Here is a 21,967-nt window from a genome sequence, read left to right as displayed (position 1 = left end):
CCATGGCCAAACGAAACCTTACCCGACGCCAGAGCTGGCGCATCCAGAAAATCCAGGAAGAGCGGACTGAGCGAGCCCGCCGCCGTGCCGAGCGTGCGGAAGAAACCCTTATGGGCGGCGACCTGGGGCCAGAGCAGCAGGGCCGGGTCATTGCCCACTTTGGTGTACAGGTCGATGTGGAGGGCGACGACGGACTGATCCGCCGTTGCCACATGCGTGCCAACCTGCCGGCACTGGTGACCGGCGATCAGGTCATTTGGCGCGCAGACAACCAGCAGGGTGGCGTGATCGTCGCCCAGTTGCCACGCAGCTCCGAGCTGTGCCGTCCGGATCAGCGTGGCCAGTTGAAACCGGTCGCCGCCAATGTCGATCAACTGGTAATCGTCTTTGCCCCGCTGCCCACCCCTTACAGCAACCTGATCGACCGCTATCTGGTAGCAGCCGAACAGGCCGGTCTGACGCCGCTGCTGGTACTCAACAAGGCCGATTTGATGCAGCAAGGTGAGTACCCGGAGTTGCGCGACTGGCTGGCCGACTACGCCAAGCTCGGGTATCGGGTGATGCACCTGTCGGCCGGTTCCGGTGAAGGCCTGGAACAACTGCGCACCGCCCTGCAGGATCGCATCAGCGTATTTGTTGGTCAGTCGGGGGTAGGCAAGTCGTCTCTGATCAACACCCTGCTGCCCGGTGTCGACCTAAGGGTTGGTGAGCTGTCCGAAGCGACCGGCAAAGGCACGCACACTACCACTACCGCCCGGCTATTTCACTTTCCGGCTGGCGGCGAACTGATCGACTCGCCCGGTATCCGTGAGTTCGGCCTGACCCATATCAGTCATGACGACCTGCTCGAAGGCTTTATCGAGTTTCGTCCTTTCCTTGGGCTGTGCCGTTTCCGTGACTGCCAGCACCTGCACGAGCCGGGCTGCGCCCTGCTGCAAGCGCTGGACGAAGGCAAGATATCGACCACCCGGATGGACAGCTATCGCCATATTCTGTCCAGCCTGAGCAGTTGATTACTGACCGCGCAACTGCTCCAGCGAGCCACCTTCCTCGAACAGATTGAGTGAGCGTCCACCAGGAATCCGCTCACCGCTGACCGGCACATCCAACGGCACCTGAGCGTCCTGTTCCTGATAAGCAGACTCGCTGACACCATCAAGCATCTGTTCTTCGGCCCGCTTGTTCAACACTACGATATCAATGCGCCGATTGACTGGATTGAGCGGATTGCTACGGTCAAACAGGGCCGAATCGGCAAACCCCACCACTCGGGCCAACTGCTGTTCAGGGTAGCCGGCAGCCAGCAGGGTTCGCCGCGCGGCATTGGCCCGATCCGCCGAGAGCTCCCAGTTTCCGTAATCGCGCCGGGCGACAAATGGCTGAGCATCGGTATGCCCGCTGATACTGATCTTCTTAGGCACCCGGGCTATGGTATCGCTCAGGGCAAGCAGGATTTCCTCGAAATAGGGTTGCAACCGGGCGCTGCCGCTGGCGAACATCGGCCGGTTCTCTGCGTCGACGATCTGGATACGCAAGCCGTCCTGAGTGATTTCCAGCAAAATCTGATCCTTGAACCGTTGTAGCACCGGATCGATATCAATCTGGTTTTGCAACTCCTGCAGCAACAGATCAAGCTGTTGCTGTTCCAGCTCATCTGCCAGCTCCTGAATCGACTCGGGGTCCAGCGGCACTGGATCAGTGACTGCACTTTCCTGCAGTGTGCGCTGTGGTGCCAGCTCCGGCGCCCCCCCCAGATCAATAACGTAAGGGCTGCCACCCTCGGAAAAACCGATGGGGTCCTGGAAATACCCTGAAACCATTTTCAACTGTTCCGGGGTCGCTGTGGCCAGCAGCCACATGACCAGGAAGAATGCCATCATGGCGACGGCGAAATCGGCGAAGGCGATCTTCCAGGAACCGCCGTGATGCCCGTCCGCCTTGCGGCTGACACGCTTGACGATGATTGGCTGATTGTTATCCATCCGCTCAGCGGCCCTTCACCGACGACTCGAGTTCAGTAAAGCTGGGACGGTGTTCCGGCAGCAGCGCCTTGCGCCCAAACTCCACCGCCAGAGCCGGCGGCAAGCCCTGGGCACTGGCTACCAGACACATCTTGATCGCCTCGTAGACATTGGCCTCTTCATGGGCCTCATGCCCCATGGCAGCGGCAAACGGGCCAACAAAGCCATAGGCCGCCCAGATCCCCAGGAAGGTTCCCACCAGAGCGGTGGCCACCTTTTCACCGATCTGGGTGTTGTCTGCATCACCCAGAATACCCATGGTAATCACGATCCCCAGCACCGCGGCGACAATCCCGAACCCCGGCAGCGCGTCGGCCACGCGGGTCACTGCATGCGCGGGACCGTGCAACTCTTCGGTAAGGCTGGAAATTTCAACATCGAACAACGCCTCAAGTTCATGCGGCGCCATGTTGCCCGTTGACATGATCCGCAGGTAATCGCAGATGAAGGCCGTCATGTGTTTGTCTTTGAGAATCGCCGGGTACTTGCTGAAAATCGGGCTCTGCTCCGGTTCTTCGATATCCGCCTCGATTGACATCATGCCCTCGCGCCGGCTCTTGTTGAGCACCTCGTAGAGCACGCCCAGCACATCAAGGTAAAACGGCTTACTGAACTTGTGGCCGAACAGGATGGCCGGTACCTTGCCAAACACCTTTTTCACCGTGGCAAAGTTGTTGGCCACCAGAAATGCCCCCAGCGCCGCCCCGCCGATAATAAGAATCTCGAAGGGATGCCAGAGCGCCGCCAGGTGGCCGCCCGACAGCATGAAGCCGCCGAGCACACAGATGAACACGACAATGAAACCGGCAATTTTCAGCATAAACCCGTCATTTCCTCATAATCCTTCAGGCCACCGACCTGCAATCCTCCGTGACGGAGGTAAAACTCCCGCGCTATAGTCTGCGACAAAACCTGGAGTGTAAAGTCGCCCTAGCCATGAGCCTAGACCAGCACGGCAAGATCGATCCACAAGACGCTATCGGCAGCCTGAGCGAAAGCCTGAGTGCAATAGTGTTACCCATTGAACGCCAGCAGCGCGATCTGCTGCTGCGGCATCTGAACAATGAATTGCTGAGTCTGAGCGATCTGAGCCAGGCGATTCTGCGCTCGCCAGTCGCAACTTTGCATGTCTGTCGCCAGGCCGGGCTGGCCGCGCGTCAGCGCGATATCGACATAATGACCCTGGAGCAGGCCTGCGGCCTGCTTGGCGTGGAACGCCTGCGCAGCCTGTTGCGTGAACTGCCGGTCATCGACCGTGAGCAAGCACCGCAACAATACCGGCAACTGCTTAGTCTTAGCGAGCATGCCCTGGCACAGGCCCAGGGACTGTTCGCCCAGCGCATGGCCAGACTCTGGCATGAGCTGTCACTGGCAAGCCTGCTGTTCTTGGCGCCCTTTTGGGTGATAGTTTACCAACGCCCCGAGTTGTTCGACGGCTGGGACCGACGCCATCTCGGGCTGGCGGCAGCTCCCAATACAGCCCCTGTCCCTAGTAACGCCGAACTGCTGGAGCTGGCCATTCAATTGGCCCAACGCTGGTGGTTACCACCCTGGATCATTCAGGGCTACCGCGCCCTTAGCGGTCGCCGCACCATGGTCAAGGCTCTGCATATCGCCCGCAACAGTGAACATCCGCGCGCCCAGCAGGCGGCTCTGGACGATGACCGCCCGCTGCTGCGCTGGCTGACCCAGCCGGCCAATAGCCTGTTGATGGCCAACGGTCTGGCTCTGGGTGCACACCATGACTGGGATGCCCGTCACACCCGGCGCTGGCAGCAACTCACGGCACTCTACCTTGGCTGTGCTCTGGACGAGATGCAAAGCGCCAGCCACCGCAACGCGGTCAGTCACGCCCAGCACAACCCCGAACTACGCAGTACCGGACTGTGGCACCCCGCCGAGGCACTGCTCTGGCCCCAAGGCACCCGTCGCCAGCCCCGCACTGCACCTCCCAAAACCCTTGCCGCTCGCGGCAACCCCGAACTCTGGCGTCAACGCTGCCTGACCCTGCGCCAGCACCCCAGCCCGTTTGCCAACCTGCTGAGCGCCCTCGACTGCGCGCTGGATGCGCTGGAACAGGGACTGGATATCAGACGAAGCTGGATTGCCCTGTATAATGGCCGCAAAGATCAACTGATGATCAGTGCCAACCGCGGCTTTGACGCTGCCAGTTTGGCCGGCGCTACGCTGGGCTCTTGCCGCGAAGGCCTGTGGGGACGCTGGCTGAGCAGCAGTGACTGTCATGACCTGAGCCCGGAGCGCCTGCGTCAGCTCGCCCAGTTGATGCCAGCCAGTTGCAAAACGCTACTGGCTGAACATGGACACCTGTTGCCCCTGCTCCATCGAGAGCGGGTAATAGGCCTGATCCATGTTGCGCCAGCCAACGGCCAGCTCGACCAACGCCGCAGGGCCGCTCTGATCAAGACCGCGCAAAGTCTTTACCAGGCCCTGATAACCTTCAAGCAGCCGAACTGAACCGGCTCGCCTGACCCATACAACAGGAGCACAACCGATGAACGAGCTAGCACTATTGCTCGAGCCCACCGATTTGCCTGATATCGGTACCAACCCGGACCTGCGCCTGGTTGATTTGAGCAAGACCGAGCAATACCTGAGCGGCCATATCCCCGGCGCCGTGCACCTTGCCCCGAGCCGGATCGTGCATCCGGCGCCCACCCCTGGCTATCTGCCGGACCTGATCAGCCTGAGCGCACTGCTGGGCGAGCTGGGTCATCACGAGCGGCTGCACTACATTGTTTACGATGATGAGGGCGGCGGCTGGGCCGGGCGCTTTATCTGGCTGCTCGACTGCATCGGTCACACGCACTACAGCTATCTCAACGGCGGCCTCAAGGCCTGGCAGCTAGCTGGTCTGGCGCTGGAGCAGCACGCAAACCAAGCCCCCCCGACACAGCCACAACTGCAGTTGAATGACGCCCCGACCATCCACTTGGAGCAACTGCTGGCCGACCTGGACAACCCGCAGCGGGTAATCTGGGATGCCCGCTCACCAGCAGAGTACCGTGGCGACAAGGTACTGGCGGCCAAGGGCGGACACATTCCCGGCGCGATCAATTTAGAGTGGACTGCTGGCATGGACCCAGAACGCGGCCTGCGCCTGCGTAGCGACCTGGCCGAGCAGTTGCAGGCCCTGGGCATCACTCCAGACAAGGAAATCGTCACCCACTGCCAGACCCATCACCGCTCCGGGTTTACCTATCTGGCCGCGAAAATTCTCGGTTACCCCCGGGTCAGAGCCTATGCCGGCTCCTGGTCCGAGTGGGGCAACCACCCCGACACCCCTGTTGAAACCTGAGGACCCCGCATGCGCGAGCGCCTGTTCATCATTTCCCAATACCTACTGCCCCAGCATCTGCTGTCACGCCTGGCCGGCGGCCTAGCCAACTGCACCTGGAGCTGGGTCAAGAACCCTTTCATCACCTGGTTTGTGAAGCGCTATCAGGTCGACATGAGCGAGGCGGCCGAAGAAAATCCGACCGCCTACGCCTGTTTCAATGACTTCTTTACCCGCGCACTTAAAGATGGCGTCAGGCCATTGGCCGACGGCGATGGAGTACTGTGCCCAGCCGATGGCGCCATCAGCCAATTGGGCCGTATTGAACACGGCCGCATCTTCCAGGCCAAAGGCCAGAGCTTCAGCGTGCTGGAACTGCTCGGCGGCAACCCGGAACACGCCGCACTGTTCCAGGGCGGCGAGTTTGCCACTGTATATCTGTCACCACGCGACTATCACCGGGTACACATGCCGCTGGGTGGCACCCTGACTGACATGATCTACGTGCCCGGCAAGCTGTTCTCGGTCAATCAGACCACGGCGGAAAACGTACCCGAGCTGTTTGCCCGCAACGAACGGGTAGTCTGTCTGTTCGATACCCCGGCCGGACCAATGGCCGTGGTGCTGGTCGGTGCCATGATCGTCGCCTCGGTGGAAACCGTCTGGGCCGGCCTGGTCGCTCCACCCAGTCGGCAACTGAACAGTCAGCGCTACGGCCAGGCAGCACCAGAGCTGGCACGCGGGGCGGAAATGGGCCGCTTCAAGCTGGGCTCGACTGCCATCGTCCTGTTCGGTCCGGACAAGGTAGAGTGGGTCAAAGAACTGGCCGCCGGCAGTGCTGTGCGTATGGGTCAGGCGATGGGCACCGTGCGCTAGGGAAACACTGATTAAATCTGTTTCGGTGCCGGCCCAGGGTCTGTTACCGCAAGCAGCTGCTTTTCCTGGGAGCCTGGAGCATCCGCTCCAGGCTGGAGCTGCGGTGAATTGACTAGAGAGCAGCTACCCCCCTGCCAGACGAGGGTCAAGCACGCTCCAGGGTAAAAGCCACCACCTGATCGATCCGGCTGGCGCCCAGTGCCAGCATCACCAGGCGGTCCACGCCCAAGGCCACACCGGCGCAGTCCGGCAGTCCCGAACGCAGCGCGTCGACCAGATGCAGGTCAATCGGCAGCACCGGCCGCCCAAGCGACTGGCGCTGCAACTGATCAGCCTCAAAACGCCGCAACTGCTCGTCGGCGTCACTGAGTTCATAATAACCGTTGGCCAACTCCATGCCGTCGATAAACAATTCGAAACGCGCGGCACTGGGCGCCTGATCATCACCATCGACCACCCGGGCCAGCGCCGCTTGGGACACCGGAAAGGCGTAGACCAGGGTCGGCTCGATCAGGGTCGGCTCAATGCAGTGGGAAAACAGTAAATTGAGCCAGCCATCGCGGTCCAGTTGCCCGTCGAAGCTACAGTGGGAGCGACCAAGCGCAGCCAGTTCCTCCTGTTGACAGGTATGGATATCGACGCCCAGTTGCTGGGCGAACAGCGCCGCATAGGTCACGCGCCGGGCCGGCGCCGAGCCGAGGATTTGCCTGACCAGTTCATCGACTTCATCCATCAGCTGGTGATGATCAAAGTCCGGTCGATACCATTCGAGCATGCTGAACTCGGGATTGTGCCGCCGGCCACTTTCGCCATTGCGAAAAACCTTGGCCAGCTGCCAGATCGGTCCACTTCCGGCAGCCAGCAGGCGCTTCATCGGATATTCCGGCGAGGTATGCAGGTACAGCGGCTGCGCCGACCCGCCGCCTTCGGGCACGTAGTCGCAGACAAATGGAAACAGGTGCGGATCACTGACTGCCGCTGCAGACAGGCTCGGTGTTTCCACCTCCAGCACCTCGCGCTGGCGAAAGAACGTACGAATCTGGTCAATGATCGCCGCGCGCCGGCGCAGTGCATCCAGCGTAGCGCTGGGCTGCCAGTTACTCATTGGGCACTCCACATTTGAGCCTTACAACGCAAAACCGGGGCCTTGGCCCCGGTTGATGACGAACGCCAATGACGCTAATCAGGCACGACCAACGTAATCGCTGGTGCGAGTGTCGACCTTGAGTACATCGCCAACGTTGATGAACAACGGCACCTTGACCACCGCGCCAGTCACCAGCTTGGCCGGCTTGTTGCCGCCGCCGGAGGTATCACCGCGCACGCCCGGGTCGGTCTCGACCACTTCCAGCTCGACAAAGTTCGGCGGAGTTACGGCAATCGGCGAACCATTGAACAGGGTCACAGTGTAGATCACCTGCTCCTTGATCCAGTTGATGCAATCGCCCACAGCTTTCTCGTCAGCACCTACTTGTTCGAAGGAACCGTCGGTGGCCATGAAGTGCCAGAACTCACCATCGGCGTAAAGGAACTCCATCTCGCGGTCCATTACGTCGGCGCCTTCCAGGCTGTCGCCGGACTTGAAGGTGCGCTCGTTGACCCGACCGGTCTTCAGGTTACGCACCTTGACCCGGTTGAAAGCCTGGCCCTTGCCCGGCTTGACGTACTCGTTCTCGAGGATCGAGCAGGGGTCACCGTCGAGCATCACTTTGAGACCCGGCTTGAATTCGTTGGTAGAATAACTGGCCATAACTTTCCCACTTCAGTTTGAACGGTAGATCCGGAATCGCGCCCGGATGCTCTGCCACCCTTGCGCGGAAAAACGCCAATGATACATGGAACTTCGGCGCCTGTTGAGTCTGTCGACTGGCAAACGCTGCTGGCCACCAGCATTACCGATGTACGGACTCTGCTGGAGAGGCTCGAACTCGATACCACTCTGCTCGAACCGGGGCTGGCGGCTTGCGCCGAATTTCCGTTGCGAGTGCCTGAACCCTACCTGGCAAGAATGCAACCCGGCGAGCTCAACGACCCGCTTTTGCGCCAGGTTTTACCAGTCGGAGAGGAACTGCAGGAGCAGCCCGGCTTTATCCTCGACCCACTGGGCGAGCAGCACAGCAATGCCCGTCCGGGGATCATTCACAAGTATCACGGCCGGCTGCTGCTGATTGTCAGTGGCGGCTGTGCGATCAACTGTCGTTACTGCTTCCGCCGGCATTTCCCCTATGCCGACAACAACCTGAGCAGCCAGGAATGGGAGCAGGCGCTGGACTACATCCGGGCCGACAGCTCCATCAGCGAAGTAATATATAGCGGTGGCGACCCCCTGGCGGCCAATGACAAACGCCTGCACTGGTTGACCCGGCGTATTGCCGAGATCCCGCATGTTCGCCGCCTGCGGGTCCATACCCGACTGCCGGTGGTCATTCCCCAACGGGTCACCGATAGCCTGCTCGAAGCACTGTGTGACACTCGACTGCCAGTAACCATGGTGCTGCACTGCAACCATGCCAATGAACTGGATCAGGCTCTGGCCGGCGCCGCATCCCAGCTGCGAGGCGCCGGCATGCTGCTGCTCAATCAGGCAGTGCTGCTCAAGGGTGTGAATGACCGACTGGAAGACCAGATCGCCCTCAGCGAACGCCTAGGCGATAATGGCATTTTGCCCTATTATCTCCATGTTCTGGATCATGTGCGTGGTGCCGGGCATTTCCACATCGATGACCAACAGGCCAAAGAGCTGGTAGGCCGGATGCTGACTCGCCTGCCGGGCTTTCTGGTGCCCAAGCTGGTACGTGAGGTGGCCGGCCGGGCAAGCAAGGTACCTCTGCCTATCGAACTGCTGGAAGACTGAGCCGGGACTCGAAAGCGTCACAGCCGTCCGCTGAACTCGACCGGCCAGCAGTTGGTTTAGCATCGCCAGGGCATAACTGCTACAGTGTGAGCAGTTACTCCATTATACCCGGAGCTCGGTTTTGTAGTCCGTCAGGTTGGAGCCGGAACCTCCAGTACTGGATAATGACCACCATGGACAGCACACCACACAAACTGCTGCTGCGCATTCCCAAGCAGACCCGTGACAACCTGAGTTTCGCCGAGCCCAGTGAGAAAGGCATTGCCCGCTGGATCGCCAATCTGCCCAAGGCCAATATCGGTGAGACTGCCAGGCAGTTGTACCAAGGTTTGATCGAAATCAACCAGTACGATATGCCTGCCGAACTCAGGCTGGCGATACTCGAACGGATTCGCCCCGAGGTTAACTACGTCTGCACTTCCCTGTCCAAGTATTACCTGGGCCAGGCCATCGTTCTTGAAGAGCGGCCACGCAAGGTTGCCAACCTATCGCAATCACTGCAGAACCACCTAGCCAATGGCTACAAGATCGTGGTGGCCCAGGAACGCACTCTCAAAGCCCGGGAACATGGTGAGTTGTTTACCCTGGCGATCCAGCGCGCCATGCGTTCACTGTGCGGTCCATTGCTGCGGGCCTATCAGCTCTATTGCCCGGTCGCCGAAGGCATCTGGCTGGAGCTGCACCAGCTGTACCAACTTGCCCGCCATCGCAAGATCCATAACCTCCCGGTAGCAGACCCACTCAGCCGCAACCAGGCGCCGCTGAGTATTGAACATTGCTATCTGAGCGCCCTGCTGATGGGCGCAGCGCAGCCTAACCAGATGCGCCAAAGCGCCATGGCCCGCCTCTTCAGCACACTGGAAGCCTGGTGCCAGTTGGCGAGCCTGGTTCCGGCCAACGAGAGTTCCTCGCTGCTGATTGTAAATCCGACAGTAGACAGCGCTCCGCGCTATCGCTCACTACTGCAGAACGAAGACCTGAGCCGCAGTTTCGGACTCGACACTCACCGCCTAGTCGAAGGCATCAAGCGATATATGCTAAATGACGCCGAGGCAAGCCTGATTGTGCCCGAGTCACTAGGCGTGGAATTACTGCAGCACCTTAGTCAAAGCTGGGGCGATCTGGCCGAACGTACCTTCAACCGAGTACCTGGACGCGGCACGTTAAAGGTCAGTATCGGCATGAGTGCCACCCACTTCCGGATTGCCAAGCGCGCCTTTGCCAATTTCATCAATATCGACGAGCAACAACTCAACCCGTTTTCCGATATGGCGCAACGCGCCCGACATGGTGCTGGCTGGGGCTCGGCTTTCGATGGCGACCGGTCAGTGGAGTGGGTGAGCTCTGACTACCAGGCCATTGACTACACTCCAGGCGCCAGCGTACTCCAACGCGAGAACAGCGAAACCGAAGAGAACGAAGCAAGCTATCCGATCCACGAGCTGCCGATCGTCAATCACAGTCCGGGGGGATTTTGCCTGACCTGGCCCAAGGAAGTGCCAAAGCAACTACAGGCCGGTGAACTTCTGAGTGTCCAGGAAGCTCGCGAGCAGGACTGGAGCCTGGCGGTGGTTCGCTGGATTCGCCAGGTCCGCGGAGGCGGTACACAAATGGGCGTCGAACTGATCGCCCCCCATTGCACCCCGTGCGCGGTTAAGCTGGTACGCAAGACCGGTGAGCCAAGTCATTTTCTGCGCGCCCTGATGCTTCCGGCAGTCAGCGCCATCGACCGCCCGGCAACCTTGATCACCCCACGCCTGCCTTTCCAGGTCAACAGCAAGGTGATCATTCACCTGGGCAGTCACGAGCTACGTGGCCACCTGACCGACCGGATAGCCGCCACTGGCAGCTTCAACCAGTTTGAATACCGTATTCTTGAGCAGCCCGAGAGTGGAAAAGCCCATTCCGAGACTCACAGCACATCTTTGGGGACCGGCAACGAGGATGACTTTGACTCACTCTGGAAGTCCTTGTAAATTCAAAAGCCTATATGACCAAAAGAGCAGGTTCTGCCTGCTCCGACGCGGACGACCATGGGTACCGACACCAACGCCATCAGGCTACTGATTCTCGAAGACTCGCAAAACAACGCCGAGCATCTGGTAAGCATCCTGCGCAATGCCGGCCATGCCACCCGCGCCCACCGCATCAGTTCCCTGGAGGATTTGCAGGAGTCACTGCAACAAACCTGGGACCTTTGTCTGGCGATTCCCGAAACCAGCTTCATGAGCGCTACTCAGGCCTGTACCCTGATCGGCCAGGCTCGAGATCTGCCGTTTATTCTGCTACTGGAAGAGGAATCTACCGAAGCTCGCCGCGAAGCCTTGAACCAAGGCATGCAGGATGCCGTTCCGGTCAGTGCCGAGTCTCTGCTGACTCTGGTGGTAAAACGCGAACTGACCAATCTTACTGCCAGACGGCAACAGCGCATCGCAGAACAGGCCCTGCGTGAAGCCGAAAAACGCTGTCAGTTGCTGCTCGATAGTTCGGTCGATGCCATCGCCTATGTCCATGATGGCATGCACATCTATGCCAACCAGGCCTATCTTCAGCTGTTCGGCTACGATGACCCGGACGATCTCGCTGCCGAGCCTATGGTTGGCTTGATTGCCGCCAAGGATCAATCGGCTTTCAAGGACTTCCTGCGCCACTATATAGACCGAGGCGAGTGCAACGAGATGCGCTGCAGCGGAGTGGACATCGAAGGCCGCGAGCTGCCGCTGTTGCTGACCTTTTCTCCTGCGACCTACGACGGCGAACCCTGCACCCAGGTGGTGATCCGGGTTGAAACCGCCAGCGCCGAGTTTGAAGAGAAGCTCAAGGTCATGACCAGCCAGGATCTGGTCACCGGCTTATACAACCGCAACTACTTTCAGGAACAGCTGGAAAGCATCAGCGAGCACGCAGTACGCCTGGGCCGCCCGAGCACTCTGGCCTATCTGAGCATAGATGGCTTCAACAGCCTGCAAGCCGACATTGGTATTGGCGGAGCCGATCTGGTCCTGACCGATCTGGCCCAGATCCTCAAGGAAAGCTTCCCGGCCGAAACCCTGATGGCCCGCTTTGGCGACGACGCCTGCAGCATTCTTATTGAAGGCCAGGAGCCTGAAAGTCAGGCGGAACAGCTTGAACAACTGCGCCAACGGATAGAGTCCAATCTATTCGAGGCCAACGGTCGCACGGTCCAAATCACGGTCAGCGTGGGGGTAGCTGCCATCAGCGAAACCAGCCCCAAGCCAGCCGAAGCGATTGACCGTGCCCATCGCCTGGCCGACCAGCTCAGCCAGGCTGGCGGTAACGCCATCAAGTTGTTCAACCCGCTGGATGAACTGGCACACCAGGCCAACCGCGGAGATCTGATCGCCCTGATCCAGCACACCCTGGAAACCAACGCCTTCCGCCTGCTGTTTCAGCCCATAATTAGTCTGCGCGGGGATAATGCCGAGCAGTATGAAGTGTTCTTGCGCCTGCTCAACCGTGAGGGCGAAGAGGTTCCAGCCGGTGATTTCCTCCCTGCCGCCCAGGAAGCTGGGCTGGCCGGAACCATCGACCGCTGGATGATTGAACGCGCCATCAAGCTGCTGGCCAACCATCGTAACAAAGGCGCCGACACCCATCTGCTGCTCAATCTGACAGGTGCCAGCCTGCAGGATCCGGAATTGGTCCCATGGATCTCCGGACTGCTCAAGGCCGCCCGACTACCCGCTGATGCCATCGGCTTCCAATTCAATGACGCCGACGCCAACACCTATATGAAGCAGGCCAAGATCCTCACCGAGGCCATGGCCGCTCTGCACTGCAAGATCTCGCTCCGGCACTTCGGTTGTGCCCTGAACCCCTATGCAGCCTTGAAACACCTGCATGTGGATGCCGTCAAGATTGACGGCTCCTTCAGCCGCGACCTGTCCAGCCCCGAGGCGGTGGAAACCCTGAAAGACATGATCAGTGCGCTGCACAGTCAGGGAAAACTGACCATAGTGCCGTTCGTCGACAGCGCCGCCATGATTCCGACCCTCTGGCAGGCCGGTGCCAACTACATCCAGGGGCACTACCTGCAGGCCCCAAGCGACAGCATGAATTACGACTTCTCAGCCGAGTGAAACTGGGGGCTTTCAGCCCCCTTCGCGATCCCGGAACCCCAGCAAGTACAAAATGCCATCCAGCCCCAGGGTAGAGATAGCCTGCTTGGCTGATTGCTTGACCAGAGGCTTGGCCCGGAAAGCAACCCCCAGCCCGGCGATCGACAACATGGGCAGGTCATTGGCGCCATCACCCACCGCAATGGTCTGCTCCAGACTAATCCCTTCGCGCTGGGCCAGCTCCCGCAACAGATCAGCCTTGCGCTGGCCATCGACAATCGGCTCCAGCGCCTCACCCGTGACCTTGCCATCCTTGACCGGCAAGGCGTTGGCATAGACGTAATCTATTCCCAAGCGCTGCTGCAGGCGCTCAGCAAAATAATTGAAGCCACCCGACAGAATCGCGGTTTTATAGCCCAGCCGGCGCAATTGACTGATCAGCGTTTCCGCACCTTCAGTCAGACGCAAAGACTCTGCAATCCCCTCCAACACCGACTCTGGCAATCCCTTGAGCAGCGCCATGCGTTCACGGAAGCTGGCCTTGAAGTCCAGCTCGCCGCGCATCGCCCGCTCGGTGATTTCCGCCACCTGATCACCAACTCCGGCCGCTTTGGCCAGTTCATCGATCACTTCAGCATCGATCAGGGTCGAGTCCATGTCGAACACCACAAGACGCCGGTTGCGACGGAAAATACTGTCCTGCTGGAAGGCGATATCGACATTCAGTTCCTGGGCAATGGCTAGAAACTCGGCGCGCAGCGCCGCCGGGTCGGCTGGTTCGCCGCGTACGGAAAACTCGATACAGCCTTTACCCTGATCGGCTGGCAAACCTTCGGGAATGCGTCCGGAGAGTCGATCGATATGGTCGATGTTGAGCCCGTAGCGAGCAGTGATTTCACTCACCCTCGCAATATGCTCGGCAGTCACCCGTCGCGCCAGCAGCGTCACGATATGCCGAGGCTTGCCCTGCCCGGTAACCCAGCGCGCATATTCATCAGCACTGACCGGAGTGAAGCGCACCTGCTGATCCAGCTCGTAGCCGCGAAACAGGATATCCTTGAACACATCGGATTTTCCTTCCACACCGCTCATTTCGACCAGAATGCCGAAAGACAGCGTGTCATGGATAACGGCCTGACCGATATCGAGGATATTCACATCGGCGCGGGCCAGCACACCGGTAATGGCGGCGGTCAGCCCGGGACGATCAGGGCCGGTGATGTTGATCAGGACGATTTCCTTCAACGGGGTTTCTCCAGTCGCAGCGGCAAAGCCGTTATTCTACCTGCATTTACCCTGCGTCTTACAGATGCGCCCTTTTGCCGTTGCAGTTGAATGGCTATACTCGAAACGCCTTTAACGCACGGATAATGAGCATCTTCCGGCCGTCCTGGGTCCGCCCTTAGCTATCGAATCGAGTTTCACTTTGAATCGTTCATCGTCTCCGACCGACAATCTGTTCCTGCGCTGGTATGCAGCGCTTCGCAACCAACGCCTGACCCTGGCGACCCGACTGCAGATTCTGGTGCTGCTGCCGTTGCTGTTAAGCTTGCTGGCCACCCTCTGGTTCGGCCAACTGCAGTGGCAACGCGATACTGCGCGTCAGGCCGATGCCGTAGGTAGCGAACTGGCCCGTCAGATCGCAGCCTCAGTAGCCGACCCACTGGCCGCCAACGATCAACTCAGCCTCAACATCCTCCTGGCTCAATGGAATCAGAACCCACTGATTGCCCATACCAGCCTGTACAGCGTGGACAATCGCATTATCGCCGAAGCCGGGCAACGACTGGGACGTGAGGCCCTGGCCCCGGGTCAGGGACGGTTCGTAGCTGCGGTACATTTCCAGGATATCCTGTCCGGCCAACTGCAACTGAGCCTGGCCCGTGAGCCATTCACCAGCGCTCACCAGGCTCTGGTCAAGCACCTGATCTGGACGTTGTTGGTCCTGATGCTGGGCTTCGCCCTGCTGACCTGGCGCCAGGTCAGCATCATGCGACGCACATTATCTGAACTGGGTAACTGGTACGCCGAGAGCGGCCAACCGGCACCTGGACAACAGCGCAGTGATGAAATTGGCGATCTGGCCCGCCGGCTGGCGGCACGCCGGATTACCGATCTGCCGCCTGAACCTGAGCCTGAACCCGAATCTGAACCTGAACTGGTTGACGACACCAAGCAGCAGCCGGTGTCGACGGACAACCCAACCGAGCTGCCAGAATCCGAATCGTCGCACAAGGTGATCGATCTGACTGCCGGAATCCCCGACGGTGACTATGAGCCAACTGAGCCGCAAGAATCCCCGCAAGCCGACGATATGGCTAGCGCTTCGATACCGCAGCAGGACTATAGCGAAACAATCGAAGCCAGCGACCCCATTGTAGCGGCACAGCCCAGTACCGCTCTGGTTGCCATCCGCCTAGGCAACCAGGAGGCTCTGAGCAAGCTGCCCCGGGAGCGCCTGCTGGCTCTGCTCGAACGCTACCGCACCCACGTCCAGCAAGCCTGCCAACTGTACGCCGGGCGCCAGCACACTCTGCTCGACGGCACCTCACTGCTGCTGTTCCACGCGGCTGACTGCAACCAGGATGAACTGACCCATGCGCTATGCTGCGGCGAGTTGCTACGGATTCTTGGCCATGACCTGCAGATCGAAATTGCCGATACCGGCATCGCCCTGCAACTGCAGCTAGGCCTGAGCCACAGTCCCTGCCTGAAGGATTTCAGCCTCGAAGAGTTGGCCAGTAATGCGCATTGCCAACAGAGCCTGGAACAGGTTCAGTACAGCCGCAACCTGCTGCTGCTGGATGCCGAACTGGCCTCTGGCTCGCTGGTGCGCAGCCGTGCAGTAATCCGGCGCCTGGCCAGCCAGCAGGGTCTGTATTGTGTCGAGCGTCTGCAAGAGCCCTATCAGTCCCTGCTTGAGCAGCAACTGAACCAACTCTACAGCCAGCGGCACTGAGTTACCGGCTACGCGCCCCAAGTGCGCGTAGCCGCAAACCCGCCATCATAGCGCGGGCGTCTCCACCTGCATCAGATCGACTTTCTGGAATCCGCGTGGCAGCTTGTTGCCACGTCGGCCACGCTCACCCCGATAATGTTCCAGATCCGCTGGCTTGAGCGTCAGCGTGCGCTTGCCGGCAGTCAATATCAGACTGGCACCTTCCGGTACAACCGTCAGTGCCGAGACGAACTCTTCCCGCGCCTTGACCCGAGCCGACGGTACCGACAGGATCTTGTTGCCTTTGCCCTTGGCCAACTGCGGCAGATCTGCCACCGGGAACACCAGCAACCGCCCTTCGTTGGACAGCGCCGCCAGCAGTTCGCCCTTGGCATTGGTCACAGCCTGGGGTGGCATTACCCGGCTACCATCAGGTAGCGACAAAAGCGCCTTGCCGTTCTTGTTCTTGGCCAGCAGATCGCCGCCCTGGGCAATGAAGCCATAGCCAGCATCGGAAGCCAGCAGATAGAGTTTCGTCTCTTCGGGCATCAGTACATGCTCGAAGCTAGCCCCCGAAGGCGGACTCAAACGGCCGGTCAGCGGTTCGCCTTGCCCCCTGGCCGAAGGCAGGGTATGTGCCGCCAGCGAATAACTGCGCCCGGTCGAGTCCAGGAACACCGCCTGCTGGTTGGAGCGCCCGCTGGCCTGAGCCTGAAAGCGATCACCGGCCTTGTATGACAACCCCAGCCCATCGACGTCATTGCCCTTGGCACAACGCACCCAACCTTTTTCCGACAGCACCACGGTAACCGGCTCGGTTGGCACCAGATCGGTTTCCGACAGCGCTTTGGCTTCAGCCCGCTCGACCAACGGTGAACGACGCTCATCACCGTAGGTTTCGGCGTCAGCCAGCAACTCGTCGCGCACCTTGCTACGCAGCAAGCGCTCATCGCCCAGGATCCGTTGCAACTGGTCACGCTCTTCAGCCAGGGCATCCTGCTCACCACGAATCTTCATCTCTTCCAGACGCGCCAGTTGCCGCAGGCGGGTGTCGAGAATGTAGTCGGCCTGCACCTCGGTCAGCCCAAAGCGAGCCATCAACTCAGCCTTGGGATGCTCCTCGGTACGGATGATATGGATCACCTCGTCGAGGTTGAGGAAGGCGATCATCAAGCCTTCCAACAGGTGCAGGCGGGCCAGCACCTTGTCCAGCCGGAACTGCAGACGGCGGCGCACGGTGGCGATACGGAAGCCCAGCCACTCGCACAGCAGGCCGTAGAGGTCCTTGACCGCCGGTTTGCCGTCGGTGCCGATCACGTTCATGTTGACCCGGTAGCTGTTCTCCAGATCGGTGGTGGCAAACAGATGCTGCATCAGCTCATCCAGATCGACCCGATTGGAGCGCGGTACGATCACGATGCGGGTGGGGTTCTCATGATCGGACTCGTCACGCAGATCGGCCACCAGCGGCAGCTTTTTGGCCTGCATCTGAGCCGCGATCTGCTCCAGCACCTTGGCCCCGGAGACCTGATGCGGCAAGGCAGTAATAACGATTTCACCGTCCTCCTTGCTCCAGACCGCCCGGCAGCGAATCGAACCACGGCCGCTGGCATAGATCTTCAGCAATTCATGGCGCGGGGTGATGATCTCGGCTTCGGTGGGGAAATCCGGCCCCTGAACATGCTCGCACAACTCATCCAGCCCGGCACCTGGGTCATCCAGCAAGCGCACGCAGGCGGCTGCCACCTCCCGCAGGTTGTGCGGCGGAATATCGGTCGCCATACCCACGGCAATGCCCGTAGTACCATTGAGCAGCAGGTTCGGCAGGCGCGCCGGCATTACCTTTGGCTCGTCCATGGTGCCGTCAAAATTCGGCTGCCAGTCGACCGTTCCCTGCCCCAGCTCGCTGAGCAGCACTTCACTGTAACGAGCCAGTCGCGCTTCGGTGTAGCGCATGGCGGCAAAGGATTTCGGATCGTCCGGTGCCCCCCAGTTACCCTGCCCGTCAACCAACGGATAGCGATAGGAGAACGGCTGGGCCATCAGCACCATGGCCTCGTAACAGGCCGAGTCACCGTGCGGGTGATATTTACCCAGCACGTCACCAACGGTACGCGCCGATTTCTTGTGCTTGGAACTGGCACTCAAACCCAGCTCGCTCATGGCGTAAATGATGCGTCGCTGTACCGGCTTGAGGCCATCGCCGATGTGCGGCAAGGCCCGGTCCATGATCACGTACATCGAGTAATTGAGATAGGCCTCCTCGGTAAAGGAAGCCAGTGAACGGCGCTCGATGCCGTCCATACTCAAATCCAGGCTGTCACTCATGCGTGTCCTCTCGTTCAGCGCGGTTGGCGCAATATCAATTCTCGACCCTGCTGGGCAAACTCCAGCTGTTTCAGGGCACTCATCCCCAACAACACCTCATCGCCACCCATACCGGGCACGATCCCGGCACTAACATCCCGAAGCAGAATGTCGCCCAGGCGCAGGCTGTCGATGCGGGTACTGTAACTTTCTGTCATCCCGTTGGCGGTATTGACCATGAATGGCCGTCCGCGTTGTAACCCCAACTCCCCGGCAAGACCGGCGGGGACAGCAACAAAGGTCGCCCCGGTGTCGAGCAGGAAGGTTACGCGTTGTTCGTTAATCCGCCCCGAGGCCATGTAATGGCCCTGGGCGTTGCGCTCCAGGCGCACTTCAATATAGCCATCAACGGCCAGCGAGACGGGCTGGGTGTTGGGGTTGCGACGACGCTCCTCAACCCCGGAGAACCACTGCACCGCCAGGGCCATGCCGGCCAACCAGGCCAGTACCAGCATAACGGTGCCGATACGCCGGCTTGATGGCGGCTGACTCACCGGCCATACCCTTGCTGCCAGTCATCCGGCAAACTGAAATGGAACAGCCAGGGCCGGGTATCCCCATCAGCCCGCGCCAGCGCATTGTTGTCCAGACCGATCAGAATGCCCTGCTCGTCGACATGAATGGCTTCGGCCAGACCAAAGGATGCTTTCGGATACACATAAGGGACGCTCAGCAGGGTTGCGGCAAAGGACCAGCAACGCTCTCGTTGGCCAGATAGTGGGTGGCGTCGGCAGACCTGATGCTCATTGCGCTCCAGAGTCCACAAGCGCCCCTGCCAAAGACTCAACCCGGCAAAGTCCAATGCCATGACTTCGCGATTAAGTACACCTGGACCGAAAGGTTCCGGCGGCAGATAACGACGCTCGGCCAGTAGCACACAACCAGCCAGCGGGCATTGCCAGCGGCCATCCTGCAACTCCAGCCTGACCAGTCCACGCGACTGCCGCTCGGCTGCGAGCCACAGGGTCTTGCCATCTCCGGCCACCGCTATGCCTTCGGCCAGGGCATTGATTTGCTGCCATAGGCCACGACTTTCACCTTCGCTGTAGAGCTCTTCGGCCAGTTCCAGCCAGACCCCGGCAACCGGTCCGTCCTCGCCTGGTGGCGGCAGCTTGAGTATCCCCAACAGACTTTCGCTGAGCAGATAACGATTGCCTTCGGCATCGCAACTGATGCCCTCGAAATCCAGCGCCTGCCCGCGCAAACCACGCAGCCAGGCACCTGCCAACAACGGCACGGGCAACATCGAGGGGTTCTGCTCGGGCCGGGTAAAGTTCTCAGGCTCAGCCTGCCAGACCCGATCACCGGGCTCCAGTTGATACAACCGGCTGTCTTCACGATCCGATACTGCCAGCAACCGATCCCCGCAACGGGCCAGCCCGGACAGATTGCCCCGAGCAATGCCATCCACTGCCAGCGCGTGCTCCAGAGTCAGCTCAGGAGCACGCTCAAAGGCTCCAAGCCCACCGGTATAGAGAACTGCGGACGCCGCCAACAAAGCCAGCAAAGGCCTGCCGGTCACAGCAAGGCCTCGGCCAGGTTGCCCTTCTGCTCAAGCCAGATCTTACGGTCACCAGAGCGTTTCTTGGCCAGCAGCATGTCCATCAACGCCTCGGTTCCAGCCATATCCTCGACGGTCAGTTGCACCAGTCGCCGGGTATCCGGAGCCATGGTGGTTTCCCGCAGTTGCATGGGGTTCATCTCGCCCAGCCCCTTGAAACGGGTGACCTGGATCTTGCCACGCTTGCCTTCGGCTTCGATGCGATCAAGCACGCCCTGCTTTTCAGCATCGTCCAGGGCATAGTAAACATCCTTGCCGATGTCGATACGGTACAGCGGCGGCATGGCGACAAACACATGTCCGGCCTCGACCAATGCCTGGAAGTGACGCACGAACAGCGCACACAGCAAGGTGGCGATATGCAGGCCATCAGAGTCGGCGTCAGCCAGAATGCAAATCTTGCCGTAGCGCAGTTGCTCAAGATTGCTGGAGCCGGGGTCAACGCCAATCGCCACGGCAATGTCGTGTACTTCCTGGGAGCCCAGTACCTGCCCGGAATCCACTTCCCAGGTGTTGAGGATCTTGCCGCGCAGCGGCATCACCGCCTGGAATTCCTTATCGCGCGCCTGCTTGGCGCTGCCACCGGCCGAGTCGCCTTCAACCAGAAACAGTTCGGAGCGGCGGCTGTCCTGTCCCACGCAGTCGGCCAGTTTGCCCGGCAGGGCCGGGCCCTGGGTGATCCGTTTGCGCTCAATCTTCTTGCCGGCCTTGAGCCGGCGGCTGGCATGACTGATGGCCATTTCCGCCAGTTGCTGACCGATGTCGGCGTGCTGATTGAGCCACAGGCTGAAAGCGTCCTTGACCACCCCGGAGACGAACGCCGCCGACTCACGCGACGACAGCCGCTCCTTGGTCTGGCCGGAGAACTGGGCCTCGGCCATTTTCAGCGACAGCACATAGCTGACCCGCTCCCAGACATCCTCAGGAGCAAGCTTGACCCCACGTGGCAATAGATTGCGAAACTCGCAGAATTCACGGATGGCCTCCAGCAAACCGGCCCGTAAGCCGTTGACATGGGTGCCACCCTGAGCTGTGGGAATCAGGTTGACGTAACTTTCCTGAATCAGCTCGCCGCCCTCGGGCAGCCACAGCACCGCCCAGTCGACCGCCTCCTGACGGGCAGCAAAAACGCCGGTGAAAGGCTCTTCTGGCAGCTTAGGCCACTCACTGCAGGCATCCACCAGGTAGTCGCGCAGCCCATCCTCGTAATACCAACTGACCTGTTCGCCGTTCTGGCGATCATGGAAATCGACTTTCAGACCCGGACACAACACTGCCTTGGCCTTGAGCAGGTGCTTGAGCCGGCTGATGCTGAACTTGGCCGAATCGAAATATCGGGCATCTGGCCAGAATTTGACGGTGGTACCGGTATTGCGCTTACCGACACTGCCCACCACCTGCAACTCGCTTACCTTTTCGCCATGTTCGAAACTCATGGCGTATTCACTGCTATCACGCCGCACACGGACCTCGACCCGCAGCGACAGGGCATTGACCACCGAAATCCCTACCCCGTGCAGACCACCGGAGAACTGGTAGTTCTTGTTCGAGAACTTGCCGCCGGCATGCAGTCGGGTCAGAATCAGCTCGACCCCGGAAACCCCTTCCTCAGGGTGGATATCAACTGGCATGCCGCGCCCGTCATCGCTTACTTCCAGGGCGTTGTCCTCATGCAGGACCACGCTGATGCTACGGGCATGCCCGGCCAGCGCTTCGTCGACACTGTTATCGATAACTTCCTGGGCCAAATGGTTGGGTCGGGTGGTGTCGGTATACATACCCGGGCGCCGACGCACCGGGTCCAGGCCGCTGAGCACTTCCAGGGCATCGGCATTGTAGGTCGATTGAGACATAACTTGTCTGGTTATCCTTGATTCTTACTGGCAAGCAGCGTGACTCTGACTGGCAAGCAGCTTACCGCTTGAAGAGCTCCGCTTGAAGCCTCAGAGGGTGTTTACAGGTGAGTAAGCGACGAG

Annotated in this window: 17 protein-coding genes; 8 read left to right on the top strand and 9 right to left on the bottom strand. The window is 60.0% G+C overall.

All coding sequences use genetic code 11. The features are described 5' to 3' along the window. The first annotated feature begins 2 nt into the window (after positions 1 to 2). The gene (gene rsgA, locus BVH74_RS08865; protein WP_080049705.1) at positions 3 to 1,013 is read left to right on the top strand and encodes a small ribosomal subunit biogenesis GTPase RsgA; all 1,011 of its coding nucleotides are present in this window, start codon (positions 3 to 5) and stop codon (positions 1,011 to 1,013) included. On the opposite strand, the gene motB is transcribed toward rsgA, so the two are convergent. Both motB and motA read right to left on the bottom strand, forming a co-directional pair. Next, positions 1,014 to 1,982, bottom strand: a complete 969-nt coding sequence (gene motB / locus BVH74_RS08860) for a flagellar motor protein MotB (protein WP_080049704.1) — start codon at positions 1,980 to 1,982, stop codon at positions 1,014 to 1,016. A 4-nt stretch (positions 1,983 to 1,986) separates the two neighbouring features. Beyond that, positions 1,987 to 2,841 carry a flagellar motor stator protein MotA gene (motA, locus tag BVH74_RS08855; protein WP_080049703.1) on the bottom strand — a complete coding sequence of 285 codons (855 nt, stop codon included), beginning with the start codon at positions 2,839 to 2,841 and terminating at the stop codon, positions 1,987 to 1,989. Between the two features lie 116 nt (positions 2,842 to 2,957). Between motA and BVH74_RS08850 the strand changes: the two genes are divergently transcribed. Genes BVH74_RS08850 through asd form a run of 3 tightly spaced genes read left to right on the top strand, consistent with a single transcriptional unit; the run spans position 2,958 to position 6,192 of the window. Beyond that, positions 2,958 to 4,496: a hypothetical protein gene (locus BVH74_RS08850; RefSeq protein WP_080049702.1), complete on the top strand. Its 1,539-nt coding sequence runs from the start codon at positions 2,958 to 2,960 to the stop codon at positions 4,494 to 4,496. 37 nt (positions 4,497 to 4,533) lie between these two features. Next, positions 4,534 to 5,337: a rhodanese-like domain-containing protein gene (locus tag BVH74_RS18925; RefSeq protein WP_080049701.1), complete on the top strand. Its 804-nt coding sequence runs from the start codon at positions 4,534 to 4,536 to the stop codon at positions 5,335 to 5,337. 9 nt (positions 5,338 to 5,346) lie between these two features. After that, complete coding sequence (gene asd / locus BVH74_RS18920; protein ID WP_080049700.1) at positions 5,347 to 6,192, top strand: archaetidylserine decarboxylase; 846 nt, start codon at positions 5,347 to 5,349, stop codon at positions 6,190 to 6,192. Between the two features lie 145 nt (positions 6,193 to 6,337). Here the strand turns inward: asd and epmA are convergent, their stop codons facing one another. Together epmA and efp are read right to left on the bottom strand one after the other, a co-directional pair. Next, entirely contained in the window at positions 6,338 to 7,297 is a 960-nt protein-coding gene (epmA, locus tag BVH74_RS08835; RefSeq protein ID WP_080049699.1) for an EF-P lysine aminoacylase EpmA, read from the bottom strand. Between the two features lie 78 nt (positions 7,298 to 7,375). Next, a complete protein-coding gene (gene efp, locus BVH74_RS08830) occupies positions 7,376 to 7,942 on the bottom strand; it encodes an elongation factor P (protein WP_080049698.1) in 567 nt (188 codons plus the stop codon). 78 nt (positions 7,943 to 8,020) lie between these two features. Here efp and epmB point away from each other — a divergent pair, with 78 nt between their 5' ends. The 3 genes from epmB (at position 8,021) to BVH74_RS08815 (ending at position 13,146) form a co-directional block, all read left to right on the top strand. After that, positions 8,021 to 9,046, top strand: a complete 1,026-nt coding sequence (gene epmB / locus BVH74_RS08825; protein ID WP_080049697.1) for an EF-P beta-lysylation protein EpmB — start codon at positions 8,021 to 8,023, stop codon at positions 9,044 to 9,046. Positions 9,047 to 9,219: 173 nt separating this feature from the next. Next, on the top strand, positions 9,220 to 11,022 hold the full coding sequence (locus BVH74_RS08820) for a cyclic-di-GMP receptor FimW-related protein (RefSeq protein WP_080051678.1): 1,803 nt from the start codon (positions 9,220 to 9,222) through the stop codon (positions 11,020 to 11,022). Positions 11,023 to 11,079: 57 nt separating this feature from the next. Continuing rightward, complete coding sequence (locus tag BVH74_RS08815; protein ID WP_080049696.1) at positions 11,080 to 13,146, top strand: EAL domain-containing response regulator; 2,067 nt, start codon at positions 11,080 to 11,082, stop codon at positions 13,144 to 13,146. A gap of 12 nt (positions 13,147 to 13,158) precedes the next feature. Here BVH74_RS08815 and serB read toward each other — a convergent pair whose 3' ends face one another. Next, the gene (serB, locus tag BVH74_RS08810) at positions 13,159 to 14,370 is read right to left on the bottom strand and encodes a phosphoserine phosphatase SerB (RefSeq protein WP_080049695.1); all 1,212 of its coding nucleotides are present in this window, start codon (positions 14,368 to 14,370) and stop codon (positions 13,159 to 13,161) included. 181 nt (positions 14,371 to 14,551) lie between these two features. Between serB and BVH74_RS08805 the strand changes: the two genes are divergently transcribed. Then, the gene (locus tag BVH74_RS08805; protein ID WP_080049694.1) at positions 14,552 to 16,084 is read left to right on the top strand and encodes a hypothetical protein; all 1,533 of its coding nucleotides are present in this window, start codon (positions 14,552 to 14,554) and stop codon (positions 16,082 to 16,084) included. A 45-nt stretch (positions 16,085 to 16,129) separates the two neighbouring features. Here BVH74_RS08805 and parC read toward each other — a convergent pair whose 3' ends face one another. Genes parC through parE form a run of 4 tightly spaced genes read right to left on the bottom strand, consistent with a single transcriptional unit; the run spans position 16,130 to position 21,844 of the window. Beyond that, on the bottom strand, positions 16,130 to 18,391 hold the full coding sequence (gene parC, locus BVH74_RS08800) for a DNA topoisomerase IV subunit A (RefSeq protein ID WP_080049693.1): 2,262 nt from the start codon (positions 18,389 to 18,391) through the stop codon (positions 16,130 to 16,132). A gap of 14 nt (positions 18,392 to 18,405) precedes the next feature. Then, entirely contained in the window at positions 18,406 to 18,924 is a 519-nt protein-coding gene (locus tag BVH74_RS08795) for a retropepsin-like aspartic protease family protein (RefSeq protein WP_080049692.1), read from the bottom strand. Further along, positions 18,921 to 19,952, bottom strand: a complete 1,032-nt coding sequence (locus BVH74_RS08790) for an esterase-like activity of phytase family protein (RefSeq protein WP_155121705.1) — start codon at positions 19,950 to 19,952, stop codon at positions 18,921 to 18,923. The genes BVH74_RS08795 and BVH74_RS08790 overlap by 4 nt, the downstream gene beginning before the upstream one ends. Then, positions 19,949 to 21,844, bottom strand: coding sequence for a DNA topoisomerase IV subunit B (parE, locus tag BVH74_RS08785; RefSeq protein ID WP_080049691.1), 1,896 nt, complete (start codon positions 21,842 to 21,844; stop codon positions 19,949 to 19,951). Before parE ends, BVH74_RS08790 begins: the two co-directional genes overlap by 4 nt. Positions 21,845 to 21,967: the final 123 nt, after the last annotated feature.

Source organism: Halopseudomonas phragmitis (assembly GCF_002056295.1).
Lineage (GTDB): Bacteria > Pseudomonadota > Gammaproteobacteria > Pseudomonadales > Pseudomonadaceae > Halopseudomonas > Halopseudomonas phragmitis.
The sequence above is the reverse complement of the archived record's forward strand: the minus strand, read 5'-3'. Positions and strand labels throughout refer to the sequence as shown.